This window comes from Janthinobacterium sp. GW458P, from assembly GCF_002127585.1.
Classification (GTDB): domain Bacteria; phylum Pseudomonadota; class Gammaproteobacteria; order Burkholderiales; family Burkholderiaceae_D; genus Janthinobacterium.
Genome location: NZ_NEGZ01000032.1, coordinates 38,967 through 64,183, shown reverse-complemented (window position 1 = coordinate 64,183; position 25,217 = coordinate 38,967). Strand labels below are relative to the sequence as shown.

The following is a 25,217-nucleotide window of genomic DNA, read 5'->3' as shown; positions in this document are numbered from 1 at the left end:
GAGTTGACCATCATGGCACTACTCGATTTCGACGTCAAAAAGAACCCCGCCAAGGCCTACGCCGGCATGCTGGCCCTGGCCGCGCTGCTGGTGGTGTTCCCGTTCTTTGCCGCCCAGTTCGGCAATTCGTGGGTACGCATCATCGACATGGCCTTGCTGTACATCATGCTGGCCCTGGGCCTGAACATCGTCGTCGGCTTTGCCGGCCTGCTCGACCTCGGCTACATCGCCTTCTATGCCGTGGGCGCCTACCTGACGGCCCTGCTGGCGTCGCCGCAGTTCGCCATCCTGCTCGAATCGGTGGTGAATCAATATCCTGTGCTGGGGGAAACCCTGGTGCGGCTGATGGGACCGGAAATCCGCGAGCACGGCATCCATCTGTCGATCTGGGCCATCGTCCCCCTGGCCGCCGCCGTGGCGGGATTTTTCGGCGCCCTGCTGGGCGCGCCTACATTAAAACTGCGCGGCGACTATCTCGCTATCGTGACCCTGGGCTTTGGCGAGATCATCCGCATCTTCATGAACAATTTGAATGACCCCATCAATTTCACGAATGGCGCGCAAGGCATCAATCTGATCGATCCCATCCGCATCTTCGGCGTCAACCTGGCGGGCGAGGCGGGCAGCAACAGCACCGTCGTGCTCGGCGGCTTCTCCATGCCGTCCGTCAATGCCTATTACTTTCTGTTCCTTTTCCTGTGCATCGCCGTGGTGTTCGTCACCAAGCGCCTCCAGCATTCGCGCCTGGGGCGCGCCTGGGTCGCCATCCGCGAAGACGAGATCGCCGCGAAAGCCATGGGCATCAACACGCGCAACGTCAAATTGCTGGCCTTTTCCATGGGCGCCTCGTTCGGCGGCGTGGCCGGCGCCATGTTTGCCTCGTTCCAGGGCTTTGTTTCGCCGGAATCGTTTGCCCTGACGGAATCGATTGCCGTGCTGGCCATGGTGGTGCTGGGCGGCATCGGGCATATTCCCGGCGTCATTCTCGGCGGCGTGATCCTCGCGTCGATACCGGAAGTGCTGCGCCATGTGGTGGAGCCGGCCCAGCAGGCGCTGTTCGGCCACGTGGTGATCGAAGCGGAAGTGCTGCGCCAGCTGCTGTACGGCCTGGCCCTGGTCTTGATCATGCTCAATCGCCCGGCCGGCTTGTGGCCCGCGCCCAAGCACGAGGACCGGCCCGACAACGACGTCGACCAGCCCAACAAGTCGACCGGCGTCGTGTCCGCCTAAGGAGGGGAAAGCACCATGAGCGAACAGATCATTCTCAATATTGCCGGCGTCAACAAGCGTTTTGGCGGCCTGCAGGCGCTCACCGATGTGGGCATTACCATCAAGCAAGGGCAGATCTATGGCTTGATCGGCCCCAACGGCGCCGGCAAGACGACCTTCTTCAACGTCATCACGGGCCTGTACCAGCCCGATACGGGCACTTTCGAGCTGGCCGGCAAGCCGTATTCGCCGTCCGCGCCGCACAAGGTGGCGAAGGCGGGCATCGCGCGCACGTTCCAGAATATCCGGCTGTTTGGCGACATGACGGCGCTGGAGAACGTCATGGTGGGGCGCCACGTGCGCTCGCACCAGGGCGTGTTCGGCGCCATCTTCCGCCACAAGGCGGCGCGCGAGGAAGAAGCGTCCATCCGCAAGCGGGCGATGGAGCTGCTCGATTTCGTCGGCATTGCCCAGTTCGCCAGCCGCACGGCGCGCTTCTTGTCGTATGGCGACCAGCGGCGCCTGGAAATCGCCCGCGCGCTGGCCACCGATCCGACCCTGCTGGCCCTGGACGAGCCGGCGGCCGGCATGAATGCGACGGAAAAGCTGGCCTTGCGCGAGTTGCTGGTGAAAATCAAGGCGGAAGGCAAGACCGTGCTGTTGATCGAACACGACGTGAAACTGATGATGGGGCTGTGCGACCGCATCACGGTGCTCGAATATGGCAAGCGCATCGCCGAAGGCTTGCCGGCCGAAATACAACAAAACCCGGCCGTCATCGAGGCTTATCTGGGAGGGTCGCACGCATGAGCAACAGCGTACTGAAAGTGGCGGGCCTGCACGTGGCCTACGGCGGCATCAAGGCCGTGAAAGGCATCGACCTGGAAGTGAACCGGGGCGAGCTCATCGCCCTGATCGGCGCGAACGGCGCCGGCAAGACGACGACCCTGAAAGCCATCACGGGAACCTTGCCTGCATGTAAGGTCGAAGGCATGATCAGCTACCTGGGCGAGTCGCTCAAGGGCACGAAGTCGTTTCACCTGGTGGAAAAGAAACTGGCGATGGTGCCGGAAGGACGGGGCGTGTTTACGCGCATGTCGATCCGCGAAAACCTCATGATGGGCGCCTACACGCGCACGGACAAGGCCGGTGTCGAGGACGATATCGCCAGGTGGTTCGACGTGTTTCCCCGCCTGAAGGAACGCGCGGCGCAGATGGCCGGCACCCTGTCGGGCGGCGAGCAGCAGATGCTGGCCATGGCGCGCGCCCTGATGTGCCACCCGACACTGCTGCTGCTCGACGAGCCGTCAATGGGCTTGTCGCCCATCATGGTGGAGAAGATTTTCGAGGTCATCCGCAAGGTATCGGCCGAAGGCATCACGATCTTGCTGGTCGAACAGAATGCCCGTTTGGCCCTGCAGGCGGCGCACCGCGGCTACGTGATGGATTCCGGCCTGGTGACCATGGGCGGCAACGCGGCCGACATGCTCGACGACCCGCGCGTGAAGGCGGCGTACCTGGGCGAGTGAGCGGGCGGAATGAGCGTTCAGGTATAAAAAATGCCCCGAAGTATCGGGGCAGAATGGCATCCGTGCGGAGAAGCGGGATGGATGCCTGGAGGAGGCTTGCGGGACCGTCATTGACGGTCCATGAAACAATTACTTGGCAGCAGTGCGTGGCACGACTTTTTCAGCCGCTTGCGTGAACTGGTTCACGGCCGACGCCAGGTTCGCTTCGATGGCTTCGACGGCTTGCTTGCTGGTTTTCGTGAACTGCTCGTAGCCGGCATTGGCGTTGCCGATGGCGCTTTTCAGGATGGCGACGGCGTTTTCCGAGCCGGCTGGCGCATTTTTCGTGACTTCATCGACCAGCGAAATGACTTTGCGGTTGGTTTCAGCGATTTGCGCTTCCGCCGCTTTGCTGAATTCAGCTTGCGTGCCGGACGTGATGGCAGCCAGGTGACGGCCGTAAGCGATGGCTTTTTCGGCGCTAGGCTGGGCTTGCGCTGCGCTCAGCGAGAAGAATTCTTGCGGATCTTTTGCCGACAGCAATTGCTTGGCGGCAGCGGTCGATTCTTCCAGCGTGGCCTTGGCGGCGGTCAGGTTCAGTTCGACGATCTTTTCGATGCCTTCGAAGGCCTTGCCCGTCAGCGACGAGAACAGGGCGAACTGGGCTTCCAGGTTGGCTTTGGTGGCGGACGAAAATTGCTCAGGAATTGAAAACATATAAATCTCCAAAATGTTGAAATCTGGTTAATTTGATGCTGCGTGTACCGTTTGGGAAGCAGGTGAATCTAAATTTTTCAAGCTGAACAAGAATTGTGCAACGCAACAAACCCTATTCTACGGTTAAAAAAAATGAAGTCAAGCGAATCTTGTGCGATGCAACAATTGAATAGATTTGCATCAAAAGCCGTTGTTTCTAAAGAGAAATATTTGATTTCTGGCTGTCAATGGTTTGAACTTAAACTATCGTTTCCAGGGGCTGCGGGGACGACCGCGGCGCAGCATGCTAGACTTTGCCTCCCGCACCGGCGCAGCGCCCCGGTGCCGACCCCGTTTCCCGAGTTGATACCATGTCCAATCCTCCCGCCGCGGCTGGCGCCAGCGGCAAAGCCCCCAAAACCCCTTTCCTGACGACCGTGGCGCCGATGGCCTTGCCCGCTTTCTTCGTGTTGTTATGGAGCACAGGTTTTATCGTGGCCAAGTTCGGCCTGCCGTACGCGCCGCCGCTGACCTTTTTGCTGCTGCGCTTCCTGGGCGTGCTGGTGATCCTGCTGCCGCTGGTGCTGCTGTTGCGCGCGCCGTGGCCCGTAGGGCAGTTCCGCCAGATCGCCGTGGCCGGCATCCTGATGCAGGCCGGCTACCTGGCCGGCGTCTGGTGCGCCATCAAGCTGGGCATGCCGGCCGGCCTGTCCGCCCTGATCGTCGGCATGCAACCGGTGCTGACGGCCTGCGCCGCGCCGCTGATCGGCGAATCCGTGCGTCCGCGCCAGTGGCTGGGCCTGTTCTTCGGCCTGCTGGGCGTGGCCCTCGTCGTGTATGCGAAGATCAACCTGGTGGGCCTGACGGTGGAAAGCGTGCTGCTGTGCGTGTTCGCCCTGCTGTCGATGACGGCCGGCACCATGTATCAAAAACGCCACTGTCCCCAGTTCGACTTGCGCACCGGCACGGTGGTGCAGTTTGCCGCCTCCATTGTCGTGGTGTTGCCGTTTGCCCTGTATTACGAAGGGCTGGACCTGCATTTCAGCAACGTGCAATGGACGGCGAATTTCATCGGTGCCTTGCTGTGGTCGGTACTCGTGCTGTCCATCGGCGCCATCTTCCTGCTGTTCGCCCTGATCCGCCGCAGCGACGCGACGAAAGTGACGGGCTTGCTGTACCTGACGCCGCCCACGACGGCCGTGATGGCCTGGCTGATGTTTGGCGAAGCGTTTAATATGCTGGGCATCGCCGGCATGCTGGTGGCCGTGGTCGGCGTGGTCTTCGTCGTCAAGAAATAGCAGGGAGCAGGGCAGTGAGCAAGCAAGCATCAGAAACACCGTCGACGCAGCAAGCCGTGGATGCGGCCATCCTGTCGCGTCGTTCGATCCGCGCCTTTTTGCCCACGCCGGTGGCGCGGGACGATATCGCGCGCATCCTGGAAGTGGCGGCGCGCGCGCCCTCGGGCGCCAACATGCAGCCATGGAAAGTGTACGTGCTGTCGGGCGAGGCGCGCCAGCGCCTGTCGCGCCGCATCCTGGAAGCGTATGCGGCGCCCAGGGCGCCCGATGCGCCCGCGCGCACGGCCTCGTACACCTATTACCCGCGCCAGTGGACGGCGCCGTTCATCGAGCGCCGCCGCAAGATCGGCCTGGACCTGTATCAGCTGCTGGGCCTGGAACGGGGCGACACGGCCGGCATGGCGGCCCAGCACGGGCGCAATTTCCAGTTCTTCGACGCGCCCGTGGGCCTGATCTTCACCATCGAACGCGTGCTGGAGCAGGGTTCCTGGCTCGATTACGGCATGTTTTTGCAAAATATCATGCTGGCCGCGCGGGCGCGCGGGCTTGACACCTGCCCGCAGGCGGCCTTCATCCATTACCATGACATCATCCGCGACGAACTGGGCCTGCCTGCCAGCGAAATGGTGGTGTGCGGCATGGCGCTGGGCCATGCGGACCCGGACAAGATTGAAAACCGCCTGAGCACGGAACGCGAGCCGCTGTCCGGCTTTGTTAAATTCATGGATGTCTAGCGAGGTATAGCAATATGCACAAGTAAACAAGAGTTTAAGGATGAGCTTGTTTGCGGAACGCCAACGATTTGTATTTCATTGCCGCAATAAATACTGTCCCAACTGTTAAATGGGCTTGCGATTACTCTGCATTTCGCTACACTGCAATAAGGCAACAGCTTCACGGGGAATTATCGAATGGCTAAGTTTAAACTTGCGCTGGGTGTCCTGGCTTCCCTCCTGTTTGCGCTGGCGCCGGCTGCGGCCGTGCATGCCAGGGAAGCGAACGGCAAATCCTCGGCCTCCAAGAAACACAACACCAAGAAAGTCAAGGTCGTGCTGCGCAAGGGCGCGACGGCCGCGCCGCGCGAAAAGACCGTGCGCCGGGTCGTCATGGTGCGCGGCAAGCGCAAGGTCATCTATCAGAAAGTGAGCAGCGTGGCCGTGCCCATGGCCGCACCGATGCCCACCATGGGCGACCTGGCCGGCCTGAACCTCACGCGCGATCCGCTCGACCTCAAGTCGAGCGTGGCGCTGGTGCTGGACCAGGCCAACTCGGAAGTGCTGTTTGAAAAGAATTCCAACGTCGCCCTGCCCATCGCCTCCATCACCAAGATGATGACGGGCCTGGTGGTAGTCGAAGCGCGCCAGGACATGGATGAATTGCTGACGATTACGGACGAGGACGTCGACCGCGCCAAGTTCAGCAGTTCGCGCCTGAAAGTGGGTTCGCAATTGACACGCGCCAACATGCTGCACATTGCCCTGATGAGCTCGGAAAACCGCGCCGCCTCGGCGCTGGGCCGCAATTATCCGGGCGGCTTGCCCGCCTTTGTCGACGCCATGAACAGCAAGGCGCGCCAGCTGGGCATGATGGATACGCATTACGTCGATTCCAGCGGCTTGTCGAAAATGAACGTGGCCAGCGCGCGCGACCTGGGCAAGCTGGCCATGGCCGCCTTCCACCATCCGCTGCTGCGCCAGTACTCGACGGACCCGAAAGCCATCGTCGAAGCCAGCGGCCAGCCCATGCAATTTGGCAATACGAATCACCTGGTGGCCAATCCGGGCTGGGAAATCGGCTTGCAAAAGACGGGTTTCATCAATGAGGCGGGCCGCTGCCTGATGATGCAGGCCGTCATCGAAGGACGGGCCGTGATCATGGTCTTCCTTGATTCCAAGGGGAAACAGTCGCGCACGGCCGACGCGGGACGCATGCGCAAGTGGCTGGAAGCCTTGAAACCCGCCAACATGAGCCTGCCCGGCGGTTGATTAAGTTTCAATGCGAATGTCCAGGGCTGCGTTGCACTAACTCGCCGTACTAGTCGTGCTGTCTTCGTTAGTGCGCCTTGTCCTGAACATTTTTATACGGCAGTGCTTTAGTCTTGGGGAATGAATCCCAAGGTCACTGAAATCTGGTTCGCCGTTTCCACCAGGTCCACCAGCCACTCATCCTGCAGGCGGTCGGCCGGCGCCGAGATCGACAGGCCGGCGATCAGCTTGCCTGTATCGTCGCGGATGCCGGCGGCCATGCAGCGCACGCCCAGTTCCAGCTCTTCATTGTCGCGCGCATAGCCGCGCTCGCGCACCAGGCTCAGCTCGCGCTCCAGCTTTTGCAGATCCGTGATGGAATTCTTGTTGTGCCCGGCCAGGCCCGTGCGCGTGGCATAGGCGCGGATGGCTTTCGGCTCGTCGACGGAGAGGAATAATTTACCTGTCGAGGTCAGGTGCAGGGGGCCGCGGCCGCCGATGGCGCGCACCACCTGCATGCCCGAGCGCTCGGAGAAGGCGCGGTCGATGTAGACGATCTCGTCGCCCTGGCGCACGGACAGGTTGATCGTTTGCTGGGTTTTCTTGTGCAACTGGCGCATGAAGTCCAGCGCCGCTTCGCGCACGCTGAGGCGGCTTTTCACCACGTTGCCCAGCTCCAGCAGGCGCATGCCCAGGCGGTACGTGCCCGGCTCGATGCGGTCGACGAAGCGCGTGAGCACCATGTCGTTGAGGATGCGGTGCGCCGTCGAGGGGTGCAGGCCGGAAACTTTGGACAATTCCTTCAGGCTGACAGGGTCGGAATATTTGGCCAGGGCATCGAGCAGCGCGACCATGCGCTCGATCACCTGGATCGTCGTCTTCGGGGCTGCGACCGGTTCAATTTTCATGATGGATTTGGTGCAATGCAGTATTCATGCTTCTTTATACCATGATGTGAAAAAATAGTGAAATGTTCCGAGATATAAAGCGATTAAATTGTCACAATCCCTATGCCGCCCGGCATAATGCATGCACCGGATAGGCTTTGAACCATGGAAAATTATGCAACCTGTAAATGAATTCAAGAGTAAAAGTGGCCTGAAACGGATTTTTTCCGCCTTTTTCTACTCGCTCGACGGCTTGAAGGCGGCCTGGCGCCATGAACATGCGTTCCGCCAGGAACTGGGCCTGTTCCTCGTCGGCACGGTGATCGCCTTGCTGTTGCGTATCTCCGCGTTTGAAAAGCTGGTGCTGATCGGCGTGCTGCTGCTGATATTGATCGTCGAACTGATCAATTCCGCGCTGGAAGCCGTGGTCGACCGCATCTCGCTGGAACGCCATCCGCTGTCGAAAAATGCCAAGGACTTCGGCAGCGCCGCCGTGCTGCTGACCTGCATCCTGGCCTTCGCCACCTGGGCAGTCATCCTGTTCAACCGTTTTTATTGAACACCTGTCAAAACCTACTGCGCGTCGGTATAGGCAGCCTGTGATGCTCACTGCCGCGGCGGCCCCGTGCCAAGCACAGTTGCGCTTCTCGACCGCCTCTCCCTTCCGCTCGCTGCGGTTTTGTCAGGTGACCCTGGTCTTAACCGCTAAATCCCCGTTGCGCGCCGTCCATATGCGAAAAATGCATATCGAACGGCGAAACGCTTCGTTCTCTTTGCGGTCGCGGCGCCGTACTCTGGTGGCTCTGAAAGTTCAACCATACGGGGATCTTAGATGCTGTCGAAAAAAATCATCATTGCCGCCGCCCTCAGCGCGTTTGCCGTTCTGCAAACGGCGCAAGCCGCCGATATCACCCTGCTCAACGTGTCGTATGACCCGACGCGCGAGCTGTACCAGGATGTGAATACGGCGTTTGCCAAGGAGTGGAAAGGCAAGACGGGCGACAACGTCAAGATCAAGCAATCGCACGGCGGCTCCGGCAAGCAGGCGCGCGCCGTCATCGACGGCCTGGAAGCGGACGTCGTCACCCTGGCCCTGGCCTATGACATCGACGCGCTGGCCGAGCACAAGCTGCTGGCCGGCGACTGGCAAAAGCGGCTGGCGCACAACAGCTCGCCGTACACCTCGACCATCGTGTTCCTGGTGCGCAAGGGCAACCCGAAAGGCATCAAGGATTGGAACGACCTGATCAAGCCGGGCGTGTCCGTCATCACGCCGAATCCGAAAACCTCGGGCGGCGCCCGCTGGAACCATCTGGCAGCCTGGGGCTATGCCTTGCGCCAGCCGGGCGGCAGCGAAGCGAAGGCCAGGGATTTCCTCGGCAAGCTGTATAAAAACGTGCCCGTGCTCGATTCCGGCGCGCGCGGCGCCACCACCACCTTCGTCGAACGGGGCATCGGCGACGTGCTGATCGCCTGGGAAAACGAGGCGTATCTCGCCGTCAAGGAACTGGGCCCGACCAAGTTCGACATCATCACGCCGTCCGTCAGCATCCTGGCCGAGCCGCCCGTGGCCGTCGTCGACAAATTTGCCGACAAGCACGGCACGCGCAAGGTGGCCGAGGCTTACCTGAACTACCTGTACACGGACGAGGCGCAAGACATCATCGCGAAGAATTACTACCGTCCGGCAACGGACAAGGCGGCGAAGAAATACGCGGCGCAGTTTGCCAAGGTCAATCTGTTCACCATCGAGCAGGTGGCGGGCGGCTGGACGGCGGCGCAGAAGGCCCACTTTGCCGACGGCGGCATCTTCGACCAGATTTACCAGCCTAAGTAATTCCGGATGGCACGATTGCCAGACCGTTACTAAAAGGAACCATCATGGCGCTGCGCAGCTTTTCCGATTACCGGGTACTGATCGTGCCGGGCTTGCATAACAGCGGTCCCGGACACTGGCAGAGCCGCTGGCAGCGCCTGTATCCGCAATTCGAGCGGGTCGAGCAGGATGACTGGAGCTATCCCGACCTGGCCGCCTGGTCGGCGCGCCTGGACCGGGTGCGGCGGCAGGATGCGCGCCCGACCCTGATCGTCGCCCACAGCTTCGGCTGCCTGACGACGGCGCACAGCCTGGCGCGCGACCCGCAGGGCGTGGCCGGCGTGCTGCTGGTGGGGCCGGCCGATCCGGACAAGTTCGGCGTGGCCAAGGCCTTGCCGCAGAAGCGCCTGCCTTGCCCCGGCATCCTGATCGCCAGCCGGACGGACCCGTGGATGACGGCCGAGCACGCCACGCAGTGGGCGCGGCGCTGGAATTGCAAATACATCGATGGCGGAGAACTCGGCCACATCAATGCCGAATCGGGACTGGGCGACTGGATTTACGGCCAGGCGCAACTGCAGACACTGTTTGATCTGGCGCAAAGCGACAAACGCCACCGTCAGGCAGCCTGACGGACACACGGACACTGATCGTTATCAAAAACCTGTTGAGGAGAACACCATGACTTTACGCCTGGGCGATGTCGCCCCTGATTTTGAACAAGACAGCTCGATCGGCCCGCTCAAGTTCCACGAGTGGGCGGGCAATTCCTGGGTGGTGCTGTTTTCCCACCCGGCCGACTTCACGCCCGTGTGCACGACGGAACTGGGGCTGACGGCCAGGCTCAAGCCGGAATTCGACAAGCGCAACGTGAAGGCCATCGCCCTGTCCGTGGACGCGGCCGAGTCGCACAAGAGCTGGATCAAGGATATCGAAGAGACGCAAAACACGGTGGTGGGCTTCCCCATCATCGCCGACGTCGACAAGAAAGTGTCGGTGCTGTACGACATGATCCACCCGGAACAGTCCGTCACGGCCACCGTGCGCTCCGTCTTCATCATCGACCCGAACAAGAAAGTACGCCTGATCCTCACGTATCCGCTCAGCACGGGCCGCAATTTCAATGAAATCCTGCGCGTCATTGACGCACTGCAATTGACGGACGGCTACACGGTGGCCACGCCCGGCAACTGGCAAGACGGCGACGACGTCATCATTCCCTTGACCGTGCAAGACCCGGAGGTGATCAAGCAGAAATATCCGAAGGGTTTTACGGCCGCCAAGCCATACTTGCGCCTCACGCCGCAGCCGAACAAGTAAGAGCACCGAAAAAACGTCCATGGCGTTGTCGCATTGCCTCGCCGTACATTCGTACTGTCTTCGGCAACGCGCCTAGCCCTGAACGTTCTATTTCGGCACTCTTGTTCCTAAAAAACGCACCTCGCCCGTGCGTTTTTTTTCGCCTGCAGATTCCGCCGGCAAGTATGCAAAATCCATCTAAGCAAATGAGAAATGGTTAGTTCTTTTTATAACGATTGCATGTGATTATTGCGGCCTATAACTCAAAAATGTAATAAGAGGGAGTTTCCATGTCTGAAGCAACACTAGCGCCGGTCAAGGCGCGCGGGGCGCCGTTTCGGGTCATGCCGGGTTTTAAGCTGTCACTGGGTTTTACGCTGTTTTACCTGGCCCTGATCGTTCTCATCCCGCTGTCGTCGGTGTTCCTGAAAACCTTCACCATGACATGGGACGCCTTCTTCAGCGCCGTCACGTCCGAGCGCGTGATGGCCTCGTACCGGCTGACGTTCGGCGCCTCGCTGATCGCCGCCCTGTTGAACGTGGTGTTCGGCGGCATCCTGGCCTGGGTGCTGGTGCGCTATAAATTCCCCGGCAAGCGCATCATCGACGCGCTCGTCGACTTGCCGTTCGCCTTGCCGACGGCCGTGGCCGGCATCACCCTGACGGCCTTGTATTCGTCGAACGGCTGGTTCGGCCAGTTCATCGAAGGCGTGCTGGGCATCAAGGTGGCGTTCACGCCGCTGGGCGTGGTGGTGGCGCTGACCTTCATCGGCTTGCCGTTTGTCGTGCGCACCGTGCAGCCGGTGCTGGAAGACGCGGAAAAAGAGCTGGAAGAGGCGGCCGCCAGCCTCGGGGCTTCCTCGCTGCAAACGTTTATCCGCGTCATTTTCCCCACGATTCTGCCATCGTTGCTGACGGGCTTTGCGCTGGCCTTTGCCCGCGCCACGGGCGAGTACGGTTCCGTGATTTTTATCGCCGGCAACATGCCGATGGTGTCGGAAATCACGCCGCTGTTCATTATTACCAAATTGGAACAATACGATTACGCAGGCGCCACGGCCATCGCCGTGGTGATGCTGGTGGTGTCCTTTTTGCTGTTGTTGACGATTAACCTGCTGCAAGCATGGACGCGCGGAAAGGCGAAGAAATCATGAGTACGAATACGACTGCCGCCGCTGGCGTGGATACTGCGCTGCCAACGGCGCGCCGCTTCGAACCGAACGTCGGCCCCGTCGTGCTGGAACCCTTGTGGGTGCGTACGGTATTGATCAGCATAGCCCTGCTGTTCCTGACGGCTTTCCTGATCGTGCCCCTGGTGGCCGTGTTTGCGGAAGCGTTCAAGAAGGGCTGGGAAGCGTATATCGCCGCCATCATCGATCCGGACGCGATTTCCGCCATTAAATTGACCTTGATCACGGCCGCCATCGCCGTGCCGCTGAACCTGGTGTTCGGCGTGGCCGCTTCCTGGTGCATCGCCAAGTTCGACTTCCGCGGCAAGAGCATTTTATTGACCCTGATCGACTTGCCGTTTTCCGTTTCCCCGGTGATTTCCGGCCTGATCTACGTGCTGATGTTCGGCGCCCAGGGCTGGTTCGGCCCGTGGCTGCAGGCGCACGACATCAAGATTCTGTTCGCCGTGCCCGGCATCGTGCTGGCCACCATCTTCATTACCTTCCCCTTCGTGGCGCGCGAACTGATCCCGCTGATGCAGTCGCAGGGCAGCGAAGAGGAAGAGGCCGCCATCGTGCTGGGCGCCTCGGGCTGGAATACCTTCCGCCGCGTGACTTTGCCGAATATCAAATGGGGTCTGCTGTATGGCGTGATCCTGTGCAATGCCCGCGCCATGGGCGAGTTCGGCGCCGTCTCGGTGGTCTCCGGCCATATCCGCGGCGAAACGAACACCATGCCCTTGCAGGTGGAGATTCTGTACAACGAGTACAACTTCGCCGCCGCGTTTGCCGTCGCCTCGCTGCTGGCCCTGCTGGCGCTGGTGACCCTGGCCCTGAAAGCCTTTATTGAGTGGCGTTTGAACGAGAGCGACGCCGACGATTCCGCCTTACGTTCCACGGAGCACTGATATGACCATCGCAGTTAAGAACATTCACAAGCGCTTCGGCGATTTTGTCGCCCTCGACAATATCTCGCTGGACTTTCCCGCCGGCGAATTGACGGCCCTGCTGGGTCCGTCGGGTTGCGGTAAAACAACCTTGCTGCGCATCATAGCCGGCCTCGAGCACCCGGACAGCGGCCAGGTGTTGCTCGATGCGGAAGATGCGTCGAACCGCCACGTGCGCGAGCGGCAAGTCGGTTTCGTGTTTCAACACTATGCGCTGTTCAAGCACATGACGGTCTTCGAAAACGTGGCCTTTGGCTTGCGCGTGAAGTCGCGCAGCGAGCGCCCGTCGGAAGACCAGATCCGCCGTAAAGTGAAAGATTTGCTGGAGCTGGTGCAGCTGGACTGGCTGGCCGACCGTTATCCGCCGCAGCTGTCGGGCGGCCAGCGCCAGCGCATCGCCCTGGCCCGCGCCCTGGCCGTCGAGCCGCGCGTGCTGCTGCTCGACGAGCCGTTCGGCGCGCTCGACGCCAAGGTGCGCAAGGAATTGCGCCGCTGGCTGCGCCGCTTGCACGACGACTTGCACGTCACCAGCATTTTTGTCACGCATGACCAGGAAGAGGCGCTGGAAGTGGCCGACCAGGTGGTGCTGATGAACAAGGGCACGGTCGAGCAACTCGGTTCCCCGGAGCAAGTCTACAACCACCCGGCCTCGCCCTTCGTCTACGGTTTCCTCGGCAACGTCAACCTGTTCCACGGCCGCGTGCATGACGGCGTGATGGCGACGGGCGACGCCAGCTTCGAGGTGCCCGACTATGCGGGCGTGAGCGACAGCAAGGGCACGGCCTATGTGCGTCCGCACGACCTGGAAATCGACCGCTACACGCAGGGCGCGGAAGGCATCGTCGTGAAACTGAGCCGCGCCCATGCGATCGGCCCGCTGGCCCAGCTGGACTTGCAGCGCGTCGATAACAGCGAGCTGATCGAAGCGGTGATGTCGAACGAGCGCTTCAGCCATCTGCAGTTGAAGGAAGGCGAGACCCTGGTTGTCCGTCCGAAACGTTTACATGTGTTCGTCGAACCGACAGCAAGATAACACCTGACCAAACCTACTGCGCGTCGCGCTTGCGGCCTGCGATGCTCACCGTACTTTAGTACGGTTGCGCTTCTTAGCCACAATCACTGCCGCTCGCTACGGTTTTGTCAGGTGTCGCAAAGTTAACTCATATACTGGAACACTATGAATTTTCAACAACTGCGTTCGATCCGCGAAGCGGCCCGCCGCGGCTATAACCTGACGGAAGTGGCGAACGCGCTGTTCACGTCGCAGCCGGGCGTGAGCCGGCAGATCCGCGAACTGGAAGATGAGCTGGGCGTGGTGATTTTCGAGCGCAACGGCAAGCGCCTGACGGGCTTGACGGAGCCGGGCAAGGGCATTTTGAAGATCGTCGACCGCCTCCTGATCGAGGCGGAAAACCTGCAGCAGGCCAGCCTCGAATACAGCGGCCAGACCAGCGGCACCTTATCCGTCGCGGCCACGCATACGCAGGCGCGCTATGCGCTGCCGAAAGTGGTGCAGAGTTTCCGCGCCGCCTATCCCGACGTGCGTATTGCGCTACAACAAAGTGCCCCTGAACATATCGCGGAATGGGTGCTGTCGGGCAAGACCGACATCGGCATCGCCACGGAAGGCCTGAGCCAGTTTCCCGACCTCGTGTCGTTCCCGTGCTACCGCTGGAGCCATCTGATCGTCGTGCCGGACGGCCATCCGCTGCTCGAACATTCGCCGATTCGCCTGGAAGACCTGGCGAAATACCCATTGATTACTTACGACAAGGGTTTCACGGGCCGCGGCCATATCGACGACGCGTTCGCCAAGGCGGGCGTGGCCACCGACATCATCCTGACGGCCATGGATTCCGACGTCATCAAGCAATACGTGGCGCTGGGCCTGGGCGTGGGCATCGTGGCGTCGATGGCCTTCGACCATGGCCGCGACAAGGGGCTGCGGGCCGTGGAAGCGTCGCATCTGTTCGCCACGAATACGACGCGCCTGGCCGTGCGCCGCGGCGCCTACCTGCGCTCGTATGCCTATGAATTCATCCTGCAGCTGGCGCCGGACCTGACGCGCGCCGACATCGACCGCGCCATGGCGGGCGAGGACGCGCTTTAAGCCAGCGCGGCCCGCTGCGCGCGCGTCAGGCTGGCGACGGCGCGCGCGTGGCTATCCTGTACCAGTTCCGCCAGGTAAGCGGACGGGAAGCGGCCCACATCGACGATCGTTACCCAGTGGAAACGGCCCATGTAGCGGGCCGGTTTGACGCCCGGCATGTCCGTCAGCTCGACGAAGCGTTCGGCGCTGGCGCGCAGGCTGAAGCGCCACTGCTCGGGCGTGCTGGTCTTAAAGTAGGCAAATTTCTTGCCGCCCACTTCATACACGAGGATGTTCGACGGCGCACCGTGCAGCACGGCTTGTGCGCCGGCCAGGGCCGCGCAAAAGTCTTTCAGTTCATCACTTGTCATTCGTCAACCGCCATGAATTGTTGCGTGTTATGGTCGAAGGCATAGGCCGCGCCGGCGGGAGCGTCCAGCAGCGCAATAAAACGGTCGTCCACGCTGAGCACGGCGCCCAGCGACACGAGGGCCACGTTGGCGCTGTCGTTGACGTAGTCGTCGCTCTCGTCGTTGGCCGTGAAGCGCCAGCCGCTGTCGTTGGCGTTGTCCGGCTCCTCGCGGTACAGATAGCCGACGGGCGCGCCATCCTCCAGCACGCGTTTTGTGACGAAGCACAGGCCCGCATAGCGGTTGACGAGGTTGTCGTCATCGTCGTGCCGCGTATTGATGATGTGGCGCGCCTCGAAGGCAATAGTGTCCTTGGCCTGCAAATCCCGGATGTAGCCGGGCCTATTGTCGAGCTTGCCCGTGAAATGCCCATGCGGCCCGATCGTATCGACCAGCACCCACATGCGCTCGGCGCCCGGCGCCTGCGGGTCGTCGCTGTGGAAGGCGAAGATCAGCTTGACCACGTCGCCGGGGCGCACCCGGGCGATGGCCTCGGGCGGCGATTTATAGAAAGTGTAGGGATGGCGCGCCGCCAGTTCGGCGGCGTCGGCCAGGTGCCAGCTGGGCATGGTTATCCGTCATCAAGAAGAGCAAAACCCATGGTAGCCGATTGCGCGGCAGGATGAGCACGCATATTCTTGTTGCCGCAGGGCTACTCCACTATCCGGCATGTGCCAATCTACAACAATCCCGTGTGCGGCAGCGCCGCCCGGCCGTCGCCGGAATGGCGGCACGCCCCGCGATAGCCGGCACCGGCAGTAAATTGCCGGGGTCGATTGAAAATGCCAATGGTAAAATTTGTTTCTTTTATTGCACTTTGATTTCCTGGGTGATATCTTTTGCTCAGTGGTACAGAATATGACAAAAAAATAATCAAGATTGCATTTATTGAAATATTTAGATTAGGGGAATATATGAACACGACCAAACATGCGCTGCTGGGCCTGTGCCTGAGCGTTTCGGCTTGCCTGGCGCCGCTGGCCCAGGCGGCGAACTGGGTGGAACTCACCGATCCCGCCATGAGTGGCTTCTCGGTGGGCGGCAAGACCGTTACCTATGGCAGCGTGGCAGCAGACTCGGTCTGGGTCTATGACGGCGCCAATCCGCCCGGCGCGCAAAGCGCGGCCGCCATCCAGAGCTTGATCAGCAGCAAGTTTGGCCTGCCGTCCAGCGGCGCCGGTTCCCTGGTCTTTGCCGCCCAGGGCGACCTGGAAAGCGGTAAGTCCGGTTCGTTCACCGTCAACTCCAGCTTCGACTACCTGGCCGTGCATTATGGCCGTGGCGAACTGCTGTTCCACTGGGATACGCCGCTGGCCGCCAATACGCTCTTCAGCATCGCCAACCTGCCGCGCGGCCTGAGCAACTTCCGCGCCTACAGCTCCGTCTCGGCCGTGCCTGAGCCAGCCACCTACGGCATGCTGATGCTGGGCCTGGGCCTGGTCGGTTTTGTCGCGCGCCGCCGCCGCGCCTGAGCCTGCGGCGCCTGCGGGCGCTTGCGCTAAAGCATGAAAAAAAAGCCCGGAAACGCGATGCGTTCCGGGCTTTTTGCATGGCAGGGCGCTTTTTACCAGCTATAGCCAGCCTTGGCGTAGTAATAGCGGCCGTTGAAACCGTTCGGCGCGAAGATGCTGTAGGGCTGGGTACCGTTGACGTTCAGGTTGCCCGCGCTCGTCACTTGCGCCGGATAGCGGTTGGTGACGTTGTCGATGCCGGCCACCAGACGCCAGTTCTTGCCCAGTTTCACGGAACCGGACACGTCCAGCACCCATTGCGGATCATACGTCTGGTCCAGCTTGACGTCGTTCTGCGGCACGGTGAAGCTGCCGTAGCGCGTCACGACGCCGTGCGCATTCCAGATGCCGAAGCCGTAGTCGGCGGCCAGGCTGAACTTGTCCTTCGGCGACGCCACCGTGATGCGGTCGATGCTCTGGCGGTCGATCAGCTTCAGGTTGTTGGCCGTCAGGATGGCCGGATTGTCGGCGATTTTCCGTACCGTGCTCTTGTTGTGGTTGTACGCCACCGTGAGGTCCAGGCGGTCCTTGTCCTGCAGGTCGATGCGGTAGGTGCTGACAATGTCCACGCCTTCCGTGCGCGTATCGACGGCATTGGTGAAGTAGCGCGCCGCGCCGACGGTCGAACCTTGCGTCGCCAGCTCGGCCTTGAGCTTGTCGTTCAGCGCCAGGTTGGCCGAGAACAGGATGCGGTTGTCGATGTCGATGCGGTAGGCGTCCACCGTCGTCGTGAAGTTGCGGCTGGGCTGGAACTGCAGGCCCAGGCTGTAGTTGCGGGCCTTTTCCGGTTTCAGGTCCTGTGCGCCGAGGGAGCGCGCCTGCGGCGTATTGACGGCGAAGGTGCCCGTCTCGATGGCCGTATTGTTGCCGTTGATGACCTGGAAGTTGGTGGTGGTGATGGTGTAGTACTGCTGCGCCAGCGACGGCGCGCGGAAGCCGCTCGACACGGTGCCGCGCAGGGACAGGGCCTCCGTGAAGGCATAGCGGGCCGAACCCTTGGCCGAGGTGGTGCTGCCGAAGTCGCTGTAGCGCTCATGGCGCAGGGCCACGCCGCCGGACAGCTTCTTCGTCGCTTCCGCTTCCAGGTTCACATAGATCGACTCGTTGTGGCGCGAGTGGCTGCCCGCGTTGACAGGACGAAAGCCGGCAAAGCCTTGCGAACCGCCGCCCGTGTACGACGCTGCGTCGCCGGCGCCGATACTGTATTTTTCGTGGCGCGCTTCGGCGCCGACGGCCACCGTCAGCGGACCCGTAAAGTAAGCAACGGGAAATTCGCGCGCCGCATCGAGATTGAAGACGGTTTGCTCGTTTTTCAGCGAGCCGGCATAAAAATGCGTGGGGCTGGCTGCGCCCAGCGACTGGTTGACCGTGTTGTCCAGGTCCAGCTCGAACTTGTTGCTGCCGTAATTGAGGCTGGCATCCCAGCGCCATCCGGCCGCTTCGCCGCGCAGGCCCGTGACGATGGACTGGTCCGTCAGGGTGCTGTTTTGCAGCGGCAAGAAGCCTTCCGGGAAGATCGGCGTGCGCTGCGAGTAGGCCTTGGTGACGGCATCCTGGATCAGGGCCGTGCGCCAGGTGGCGGCGGCCGAGGTGTCGCGCTTGCCATAGTTGCCGAAGGCATACCAGTCGAGGTTGTCGCTGATGCGGTATTCGCTGTTGAGGAATATCGTTGCCGGCTTGCTTTCCGGATMGCCATAGCGCTGGTTGACCTTGCCGTAGCGCGGCTCGAGCGGATTGCGGAAATCGGCGCCGGCGCGGTTGGTCGGGTCGCGTTCCGCCACTTCGGCCGAGACGCGCACCCAGCCGTCCTCGCCCAGGGCGAAGCCGGCCGAACCCTTGATGGACTTTTGCTTGCCGTCGCGTTCCTGCGTCTGGCCATAGCCCACTTCGACATCGCCGCCGGCAGCGCCTTTTTTCAGGATGATGTTGATCACGCCGGCGATCGCGTCCGAGCCGTACTGGGCCGCCGCACCGTCGCGCAGCACTTCCACGTGGTCGATGGCGGCCAGCGGAATGGCGTTCAGGTCGACGGGCGCCGAGCCGCGGCCCAGCGAGCCGTTGACGTTGACCACGGCCGACGTATAACGGCGCTTGCCGTTCACCAGCACCAGGGTCTGGTCCGGCGACAGGCCGCGCAGCTGGGCCGGACGCACGGCGTCGCTGGCGTCGGCGCCTGTGGCGCGGGCGAAGTTCAGCGAGGGCAGCAGGCGCGCCAGCACGGTGGCCAGTTCGCCCGAACCCGTGCTTTGCAGGTCGCGCGAGGTGAGGATGTCGATCGGCGATTCGGAATCGATGGTGCGGCGGTTCTTGGCGAAGGTGCCGGTGACGACCACCGACTGCAATTCGCCTTCGGCCGGCAATTCTTGCTGCGCTTGCACATGCATGGGCAGGCTGAAGCAGGCGATCAGGCTGGCGGCGATAACGGTTTTCACGGGCAGGGCGGGAAGCTGGGAGCGGGCGGTGCTTGAACTCATCGACTATATCTCTTCGGTTAGGGGATGCGCGAACCGTGGCGGTCCGGTGATGACAGCAGATTAACAGCGGGCACATGGCGTGCTTACGAATAGTTCTGTCTATTGATATGCAATAAATGTATGAACCACGTCAACATGGCGCGAGTAGCGCATATGGCCTCGTTTCCAGCATACGACCGGCTTGGCAAGGCTGCAATGCTGCACAGCAGTAAATGGCTGGCTGTTGTATAAATACGACTATCTGCGATGAGTGCGGGGCGCCTGGCGGCGGCATGTGCCGCCAGGCGGCGGGCCTTACTGCCCCGGATTGGGCGCTCTGGCGTGGATGGCGTCGACGGCTGCCACCAGTTCCGGTGACAAGCTGACTTGATGGGCGTCAATATTCTGCCGCAGCTGCGCCACGCTGGTGGCGCCGATGATGGTCGAGGCGACGAACCAGCGCGAGTAGCACCAGGCCAGCGCCAGCTGTGCCGGCGTCAGGCCGTGCGCGCGGGCCAGCGCCGCATATTGCCGGGCCGCCTCGATGGTGGCGGGACGCACGTAGCGGGGACTCCAGCCGGGCGGGAAGATCGTCAGGCGGCCCCTGGCTTGCGGATCGTCGAGGTATTTCGCCGTCAGCTGGCCGAACGCCAGCGGGCTGTAGGCCAGCAAGCTGACATTTTCCCGGTGGCAGGTCTCGTCGAGCAAGCTCGTCTCGAAATGGCGCGCCGTCAGGTTGTACAGGTTCTGGATCGACACGATGCGCGGCAAGCCTTTCAGTTCAGCCTGCTTGATGTATTCGCACACGCCCCACGACGATTCGTTCGACACGCCGATGTGGCCGATCTTGCCTTCGTCGACCAGCTTGCCCAGCACGGCCAGGGTGTCCTCGATGGCCACCGAGGCGTGCTCCTTGCGCGGGTTGTAGACGCTGGCGCCGAAGATGGGCAGGTTGCGGCTGGGCCAGTGCAACTGATACAGGTCAATGTGCTCCGTCTGCAGCCGGCGCAAACTGTCTTCGACGGCGGCGCGGATGTTGACCGCGTCGTGGTCCGTCTTGCCCTTGCGTATCCAGTGCATGCGCGAGTTCGGCCCGGCCACCTTGCTGGCCAGGACGATGTCGCCGCGCCTGCCGCTTTTCTTCAGCCAGCTGCCGATATGGCGCTCGGTGCTGCCCTGCGTCTGTGCGCTGGCCATCACCGGGTACATTTCCGCCGTGTCGATGAAGTTGATGCCCCGTTCCAGCGCGTAATCGAGCTGGCTGTGCGCTTCGGCTTCGCTGTTCTGCTCGCCGAAGGTCATCGTGCCCAGGCAGATCGTGCTCACTTCCAGGCTGCTGGAACCGAGTCTGACCTTGTCTATCATGCCGGCTGCTTGCCGCGCAGCGCGCGCGCGCAATCCTTGATCAGGGCCGGACCGGCGTAAATCAGGCCGCTGTACAGCTGCACCAGCTGCGCGCCCGCCTCGAACTTGGCCACGGCATCCTTGCCCTGCATGATGCCGCCCACGCCGATGATGGGCAGCGCGTCGCCCAGTTCCGCCTTCAGCAAACGGATGACATTGTTCGACAGCTCGAACACGGGCGCGCCGGACAACCCCCCCGCTTCCGCGCCGTGCGGCATGCCTTCGACGGCGCTGCGCGACAGGGTCGTGTTGGTGGCGATGACGCCGTCGATGCGGTGGCGCGTGAGCGACTCGGCGATGCTTTTCACTTGCTCGCCATCCATGTCCGGCGCGATCTTCAGGGCCAGCGGCACGTAGCGCTTGTGCTTGTCCGCCAGGCGGGCCTGGGCCTCCTTCAATTGCGACAGCAGGGCGTCGAGTTCGGACGCGCCCTGCAGCTGGCGCAAGTTCTTGGTGTTCGGCGACGAGATGTTCACCGTCACATAGCTGGCGTAGGGATAGACTTTTTCCAGGCACAGCAGATAGTCGTCGGCAGCGCGCTCGATGGGCGTGTCGGCATTCTTGCCGATGTTCAGGCCCAGCACGCCGGCGCGGTTCTGGTAGAACTTCGACGCCTGCACGTTGGCGACAAACGCATCCACGCCGCCATTATTAAAACCCATGCGGTTGATGATGCCCTGCGCCTGCGGCAGGCGGAACATGCGCGGTTGCGGATTGCCCGCCTGCGCGCGCGGCGTGACGGTGCCCACTTCGATGGAACCGAAACCCAGGTCGGCCAGCGCGTCGATGTAGGCGCCATCCTTGTCCAGGCCGGCAGCCAGGCCCACGGGATTGGGGAAGGTGATGCCCATCACCGTGCGCGGGTCAGGCGCCGGTTTGCCGGCCAGCTTCGTCAGGCCCAGCGCGCTGGCGCGTTTCAGGGCGGGCAGGGTGAAGTGGTGGGCCGCTTCGGCATCCATCGAAAACAGCAGGGGACGGGCGAGGGAGTACAGGAATTTTTCAGACATGGGGCGCTTTGAGTAGGTGTGCGGGCTGCCGGGAAGGGCTGGCGGCGCGCGAAATAAGTGGCGTATTTTACCGTGTTCCGCGCGGCGGACGGGTGTATAGTTCTTGTTGGTCTAATGCAATATTGATCCATTGATAATCTGCATCCGGCCGTGGACTATCCTGTTTCTTCCCTGTTCCCTTTACTACATAAGCGAGACATCGATTGAAAAAGACACGCATCCTGACCGCCATCGCGGCCGCCAGCGCACTGCTGCTGAGCCACCCGGCCCTGGCCCTGCCCAATACGCAAGATACCCGCATGCTGAGCGAACCGGCCGTCTCCAGCCGCCACATCGCCTTCATCTATGCGGGCGACCTGTGGCTGTCCAACCTCGACGGCGGCGGCGCGCGGCGCCTGACGTCGGACCTGGGCGACAAATCGAATCCCGTGTTCTCGCCCGACGGCAGTCTGATCGCGTACAGCGCGAACATCGACGGCAATGTCGACGTGTACGTGATCGCGGCGGCCGGCGGCGTGCCGCGCCGCCTGACTTTCCATCCTGGTGTTGATCTGGCGCAATCGTTCACGCCCGACGGCCGTGCCGTGATGTTCACCTCGCCCCGCGCCGCCTTCAACAACCGCTTCCAGAAGCTGTTCACGGTGCCCGTGGCGGGCGGCGTGGAAACCCAGCTGGAAATCCCCAACGCCTCGCGCGCCACGTATTCGCCCGATGGCCAGCGCATCGCCTACAACCCGCTGGCGCCCGCCTTCAAGCAATGGAAGCGCTACCGGGGCGGCACCAATTCCTGGCTGTGGCTGTTTTCCCCGGCCGACAAATCGATCGAAAAAATCCCCCAGCCGACGACGCGCTCGAACGACGTCGATCCGATGTGGATAGGCGATACCGTGTACTTCCGCTCGGACCGCAACGGCGAGTTCAACCTGTTTGCCTACGACGTGAAGACGAAAGCCGTGCGCCAGTTGACGCAGCACAAGGACTTTCCTGTGCTCAACGCGTCGGCCGCGAACGGCACCATCGTCTACGAGCAGGCCGGCTACCTGCACTCGCTTGACATCGCCAGCGGCCAGGCGCGCAAACTGACCATCGGCGTGGCCAGCGACCTGGGCCAGGCGCGCCCCCGCTGGGTGAAGAACGCGAAATACATCCGCGACGCCTCGATTTCGCCGTCGGGCGCGCGCATCGCCTTCGAATACCGGGGCGAGATCGTCACCATCCCCGCCGACAAGGGCGACGTGCGCAACCTGACGCAGACGGCCGGCGCCCACGAGCGCACGCCCATCTGGTCGCCCGATGGCCGCTCGGTCGCGTATTTTTCCGATGAATCGGGCGAATACGAGCTGCATGTGCGCGGGCAGGACGGCAAGGGCGCCGTGCGCAAGTTCAAGCTCAATGGCAGCGGCTTCTATGACAATGCCGTCTGGTCGCCCGACAGCAAAAAGATCGCGTTTGCCGACAATGGCTGGAGTATGTATGTGATCGATGTCGGCAACGGCAAGGTGCAAAAGATCGCCACGGAGCCGATGTACGGCGTCGACAAGAGCATGCGCGCTTCGTGGGCGCCCGATTCGCGCTGGCTGGCCTACACGCTCAATTCGCCCACCTACACGCGCAGCGCCTACATCTATTCCGTCGAGCAGAACAAGTCCATGCCCGTCACGGATGGCCTGTCCGACGTGGCCCAGCCCGTGTTCGACAAGAGCGGCAAATACCTGTACTTCTTCGCCTCGACGAATGCTGGCCCCAGCAACAACTGGTTCTCGCAGCAGAACGAAGACAACCTGGTGACGCGCACCGTGTGGATGGCCGTGCTGCGGCGCGACCTGCCGTCGCCTCTGATCAAGGAAAGCGACGAGGAAAAGGCCGCCGGCGCGGAGAGTAAAAAAGACACGGCGAAGGCGGAAGCGGAGCCGAAAAACGAGCTGAAGACCGATCCGAAGACGGGCCGCGACGACCCGAAAGTGGCGGTCGCCCCCGTGGCGCCGATTGCCATCGATTTCGACGGCATCGCCACGCGCATCGTCGACCTGCCGCTGCCGGCCGCGCAGTTTTCCAGCCTGACGGCCGGCGCCGCGGGGCAGATCTTCCTGCTGCGCGAAAGCGACGGCAAGAAGGCCGTGCAGCGCTTCGACCTGAAGGAGCGCAAGGCCGAAACCGTGGTGGCCGAAGCCGATGATTTCGAGGTCTCGGCCGACGGCAAGAAGCTGCTGTACCGCCAGAAGGACAACTGGGCCATGGGCTCCGCCACGGGCAAGCTGCTGGCGCCGGGCGAAGGCAAGATCAAGGTCGACGCCATCGAAGTGAAAGCCGATCCGCGCGCCGAGTGGACGCAGATTTTCAATGAAGTGTGGCGCATCAACCGCGATTATTTCTATGATCCGGGCATGCATGGCGTGGACTGGAAGGCCATGCGCGACAAGTACGCCGCCTTCCTGCCCGAGCTGTCCAGCCGCGCGGACCTGAACCGCCTGATCCAGTGGATGTGCAGCGAACTGGCCGTGGGCCACCACCGCGGCGGCGGCGGCGACGACTTTATCGAGGCGAAGAAGGTGCCGGGGGGACTCCTGGGCGCCGATTACGAGGTCAGCGACGGCCGTTACCGCTTCAAGAAGGTGTATGGCGGCTTGAACTGGAATCCGGCCCTGCGCGCGCCGCTGACGGAGCCGGGCCTGAACGTCAAGGCGGGCGAATACCTGCTGGCCGTCGACAGCCGACCGTTGTTGCCGCCGACCAACTTGTACAGCGCCTTCGAGAACACGGCCGGCAAGGCCGTCGATCTGACCGTGGGACCCTCGGCCGACGGCAAGGGCGCGCGCACGATTACCGTCGTGCCCGTGCCGACGGAAGACGCCCTGCGCAACCGCGACTGGATCGAAGGCAATATGCGCAAGGTCAATGCGGCCACCAATGGCAAGGTGGCCTACGTGTACGTGCCCAATACGGCGGGACTGGGCCACACCTACTTCAAGCGCTATTTCTTCCCGCAGGCGGACAGGCAGGCCATCATCGTCGACGAGCGTTTCAATGGCGGCGGCAGCGTGGCCGATTACTACATCGAGATCCTGCAGAAGAAGGAAATCGCCTGGTGGACCATGCGCTACGGCGCCGACATGAAGACGCCGTCCGCCTCGATCCAGGGGCCGCGCGCCATGCTGATCGACGAGACGGCCGGTTCGGGCGGCGACCTGCTGCCGTGGATGTTCCGCAAGAACAACATGGGCCCGCTGATCGGCAAGGCCACCTGGGGCGGCCTGGTGGGCATCCTCGGCTTCCCTGTGCTGATGGATGGCGGCACGATCACGGCGCCGAACCTGGCGTTCTGGACGCGCGAAAACGGCTGGGGCGTGGAAAACGAGGGCGTGCCGCCCGATATCGAAGTCGAACAGACGCCGGCCGACGTCATCGCCGGGCGCGATCCGCAGCTGGAAAAGGCGATCGAGGTGATCCAGGCCGAGCTGGCGAAAAACCCGCCCGTGCGGCCTGCGCGTCCGGCGTTTCCGGACAAGAGCAAATAAGAGGGCAAATAAGGCGGCAATGCAAACCCAGCAGC

At 62.2% G+C, this 25,217-nt stretch carries 23 protein-coding genes; 16 read left to right on the top strand and 7 right to left on the bottom strand.

The window, feature by feature from the left end; genetic code table 11:
- Window positions 1–12: 12 nt before the first annotated feature.
- From CBW50_RS17820 to CBW50_RS17810, 3 genes are read left to right on the top strand one after another with little or no spacing between them, the layout of a single operon-like run.
- Window positions 13–1,230 (top strand): ABC transporter ATP-binding protein, encoded by a 1,218-nt coding sequence (locus CBW50_RS17820; protein WP_086146823.1) that lies wholly within the window; start codon window positions 13–15, stop codon window positions 1,228–1,230.
- 15 nt (window positions 1,231–1,245) lie between these two features.
- Window positions 1,246–2,019, top strand: a complete 774-nt coding sequence (locus CBW50_RS17815; RefSeq protein WP_086146791.1) for an ABC transporter ATP-binding protein — start codon at window positions 1,246–1,248, stop codon at window positions 2,017–2,019.
- A complete protein-coding gene (locus CBW50_RS17810; protein ID WP_086146790.1) occupies window positions 2,016–2,738 on the top strand; it encodes an ABC transporter ATP-binding protein in 723 nt (240 codons plus the stop codon). The genes CBW50_RS17815 and CBW50_RS17810 overlap by 4 nt, the downstream gene beginning before the upstream one ends.
- A gap of 129 nt (window positions 2,739–2,867) precedes the next feature.
- Here CBW50_RS17810 and CBW50_RS17805 read toward each other — a convergent pair whose 3' ends face one another.
- Entirely contained in the window at window positions 2,868–3,434 is a 567-nt protein-coding gene (locus tag CBW50_RS17805; RefSeq protein ID WP_076568196.1) for a phasin family protein, read from the bottom strand.
- A 425-nt stretch (window positions 3,435–3,859) separates the two neighbouring features.
- On the opposite strand from CBW50_RS17805, the gene CBW50_RS17800 reads away from it, so the two are divergent.
- The 3 genes from CBW50_RS17800 to pbpG all read left to right on the top strand — a co-directional run bounded on the left by CBW50_RS17800 (window position 3,860) and on the right by pbpG (window position 6,696).
- On the top strand, window positions 3,860–4,711 hold the full coding sequence (locus tag CBW50_RS17800) for a DMT family transporter (protein WP_086146822.1): 852 nt from the start codon (window positions 3,860–3,862) through the stop codon (window positions 4,709–4,711).
- Window positions 4,712–4,725: 14 nt separating this feature from the next.
- Window positions 4,726–5,445 (top strand): nitroreductase, encoded by a 720-nt coding sequence (locus tag CBW50_RS17795; protein WP_086146789.1) that lies wholly within the window; start codon window positions 4,726–4,728, stop codon window positions 5,443–5,445.
- Window positions 5,446–5,622: 177 nt separating this feature from the next.
- Window positions 5,623–6,696: a D-alanyl-D-alanine endopeptidase gene (pbpG, locus tag CBW50_RS17790; protein ID WP_086146788.1), complete on the top strand. Its 1,074-nt coding sequence runs from the start codon at window positions 5,623–5,625 to the stop codon at window positions 6,694–6,696.
- Window positions 6,697–6,803: 107 nt separating this feature from the next.
- Here pbpG and CBW50_RS17785 read toward each other — a convergent pair whose 3' ends face one another.
- Window positions 6,804–7,583 carry an IclR family transcriptional regulator gene (locus CBW50_RS17785; protein ID WP_034747499.1) on the bottom strand — a complete coding sequence of 260 codons (780 nt, stop codon included), beginning with the start codon at window positions 7,581–7,583 and terminating at the stop codon, window positions 6,804–6,806.
- A gap of 154 nt (window positions 7,584–7,737) precedes the next feature.
- Here CBW50_RS17785 and CBW50_RS17780 point away from each other — a divergent pair, with 154 nt between their 5' ends.
- The 8 genes from CBW50_RS17780 to CBW50_RS17745 all read left to right on the top strand — a co-directional run bounded on the left by CBW50_RS17780 (window position 7,738) and on the right by CBW50_RS17745 (window position 14,903).
- Window positions 7,738–8,121, top strand: a complete 384-nt coding sequence (locus CBW50_RS17780) for a diacylglycerol kinase (protein WP_086146787.1) — start codon at window positions 7,738–7,740, stop codon at window positions 8,119–8,121.
- Between the two features lie 273 nt (window positions 8,122–8,394).
- Window positions 8,395–9,399 (top strand): sulfate ABC transporter substrate-binding protein, encoded by a 1,005-nt coding sequence (locus tag CBW50_RS17775; RefSeq protein WP_086146786.1) that lies wholly within the window; start codon window positions 8,395–8,397, stop codon window positions 9,397–9,399.
- Window positions 9,400–9,443: 44 nt separating this feature from the next.
- Window positions 9,444–10,010 (top strand): alpha/beta hydrolase, encoded by a 567-nt coding sequence (locus tag CBW50_RS17770; RefSeq protein ID WP_086146785.1) that lies wholly within the window; start codon window positions 9,444–9,446, stop codon window positions 10,008–10,010.
- A gap of 49 nt (window positions 10,011–10,059) precedes the next feature.
- A complete protein-coding gene (locus CBW50_RS17765; RefSeq protein WP_086146784.1) occupies window positions 10,060–10,698 on the top strand; it encodes a peroxiredoxin in 639 nt (212 codons plus the stop codon).
- Window positions 10,699–11,021: 323 nt separating this feature from the next.
- Window positions 11,022–11,831, top strand: a complete 810-nt coding sequence (gene cysT / locus CBW50_RS17760; RefSeq protein ID WP_076568189.1) for a sulfate ABC transporter permease subunit CysT — start codon at window positions 11,022–11,024, stop codon at window positions 11,829–11,831.
- Window positions 11,828–12,754, top strand: a complete 927-nt coding sequence (gene cysW, locus CBW50_RS17755; RefSeq protein ID WP_099374326.1) for a sulfate ABC transporter permease subunit CysW — start codon at window positions 11,828–11,830, stop codon at window positions 12,752–12,754. Before cysT ends, cysW begins: the two co-directional genes overlap by 4 nt.
- Before the next feature lies 1 nt (window position 12,755).
- Window positions 12,756–13,826, top strand: a complete 1,071-nt coding sequence (locus CBW50_RS17750; protein WP_086146782.1) for a sulfate/molybdate ABC transporter ATP-binding protein — start codon at window positions 12,756–12,758, stop codon at window positions 13,824–13,826.
- A gap of 144 nt (window positions 13,827–13,970) precedes the next feature.
- Window positions 13,971–14,903 carry a CysB family HTH-type transcriptional regulator gene (locus tag CBW50_RS17745; protein WP_086146781.1) on the top strand — a complete coding sequence of 311 codons (933 nt, stop codon included), beginning with the start codon at window positions 13,971–13,973 and terminating at the stop codon, window positions 14,901–14,903.
- On the opposite strand, the gene CBW50_RS17740 is transcribed toward CBW50_RS17745, so the two are convergent.
- Both CBW50_RS17740 and CBW50_RS17735 read right to left on the bottom strand, forming a co-directional pair.
- A complete protein-coding gene (locus tag CBW50_RS17740; protein ID WP_086146780.1) occupies window positions 14,900–15,253 on the bottom strand; it encodes an MmcQ/YjbR family DNA-binding protein in 354 nt (117 codons plus the stop codon). The genes CBW50_RS17745 and CBW50_RS17740 overlap by 4 nt on opposite strands.
- Complete coding sequence (locus CBW50_RS17735) at window positions 15,250–15,861, bottom strand: DUF2185 domain-containing protein (RefSeq protein WP_086146779.1); 612 nt, start codon at window positions 15,859–15,861, stop codon at window positions 15,250–15,252. Before CBW50_RS17735 ends, CBW50_RS17740 begins: the two co-directional genes overlap by 4 nt.
- A 345-nt stretch (window positions 15,862–16,206) precedes the next feature.
- Here CBW50_RS17735 and CBW50_RS30005 point away from each other — a divergent pair, with 345 nt between their 5' ends.
- Window positions 16,207–16,764 (top strand): PEP-CTERM sorting domain-containing protein, encoded by a 558-nt coding sequence (locus CBW50_RS30005; RefSeq protein WP_226935386.1) that lies wholly within the window; start codon window positions 16,207–16,209, stop codon window positions 16,762–16,764.
- A 92-nt stretch (window positions 16,765–16,856) separates the two neighbouring features.
- Here CBW50_RS30005 and CBW50_RS17725 read toward each other — a convergent pair whose 3' ends face one another.
- The 3 genes from CBW50_RS17725 to CBW50_RS17715 form a co-directional block, all read right to left on the bottom strand.
- Window positions 16,857–19,277 (bottom strand): TonB-dependent siderophore receptor, encoded by a 2,421-nt coding sequence (locus CBW50_RS17725; protein ID WP_086146778.1) that lies wholly within the window; start codon window positions 19,275–19,277, stop codon window positions 16,857–16,859.
- Between the two features lie 294 nt (window positions 19,278–19,571).
- Window positions 19,572–20,618, bottom strand: coding sequence for an aldo/keto reductase (locus CBW50_RS17720; protein ID WP_086146819.1), 1,047 nt, complete (start codon window positions 20,616–20,618; stop codon window positions 19,572–19,574).
- Window positions 20,618–21,667, bottom strand: coding sequence for a quinone-dependent dihydroorotate dehydrogenase (locus CBW50_RS17715; protein WP_086146777.1), 1,050 nt, complete (start codon window positions 21,665–21,667; stop codon window positions 20,618–20,620). Before CBW50_RS17715 ends, CBW50_RS17720 begins: the two co-directional genes overlap by 1 nt.
- A 203-nt stretch (window positions 21,668–21,870) precedes the next feature.
- Between CBW50_RS17715 and CBW50_RS17710 the strand changes: the two genes are divergently transcribed.
- A complete protein-coding gene (locus tag CBW50_RS17710; RefSeq protein ID WP_086146776.1) occupies window positions 21,871–25,182 on the top strand; it encodes a S41 family peptidase in 3,312 nt (1,103 codons plus the stop codon).
- The last annotated feature ends 35 nt before the right edge of the window (window positions 25,183–25,217 follow it).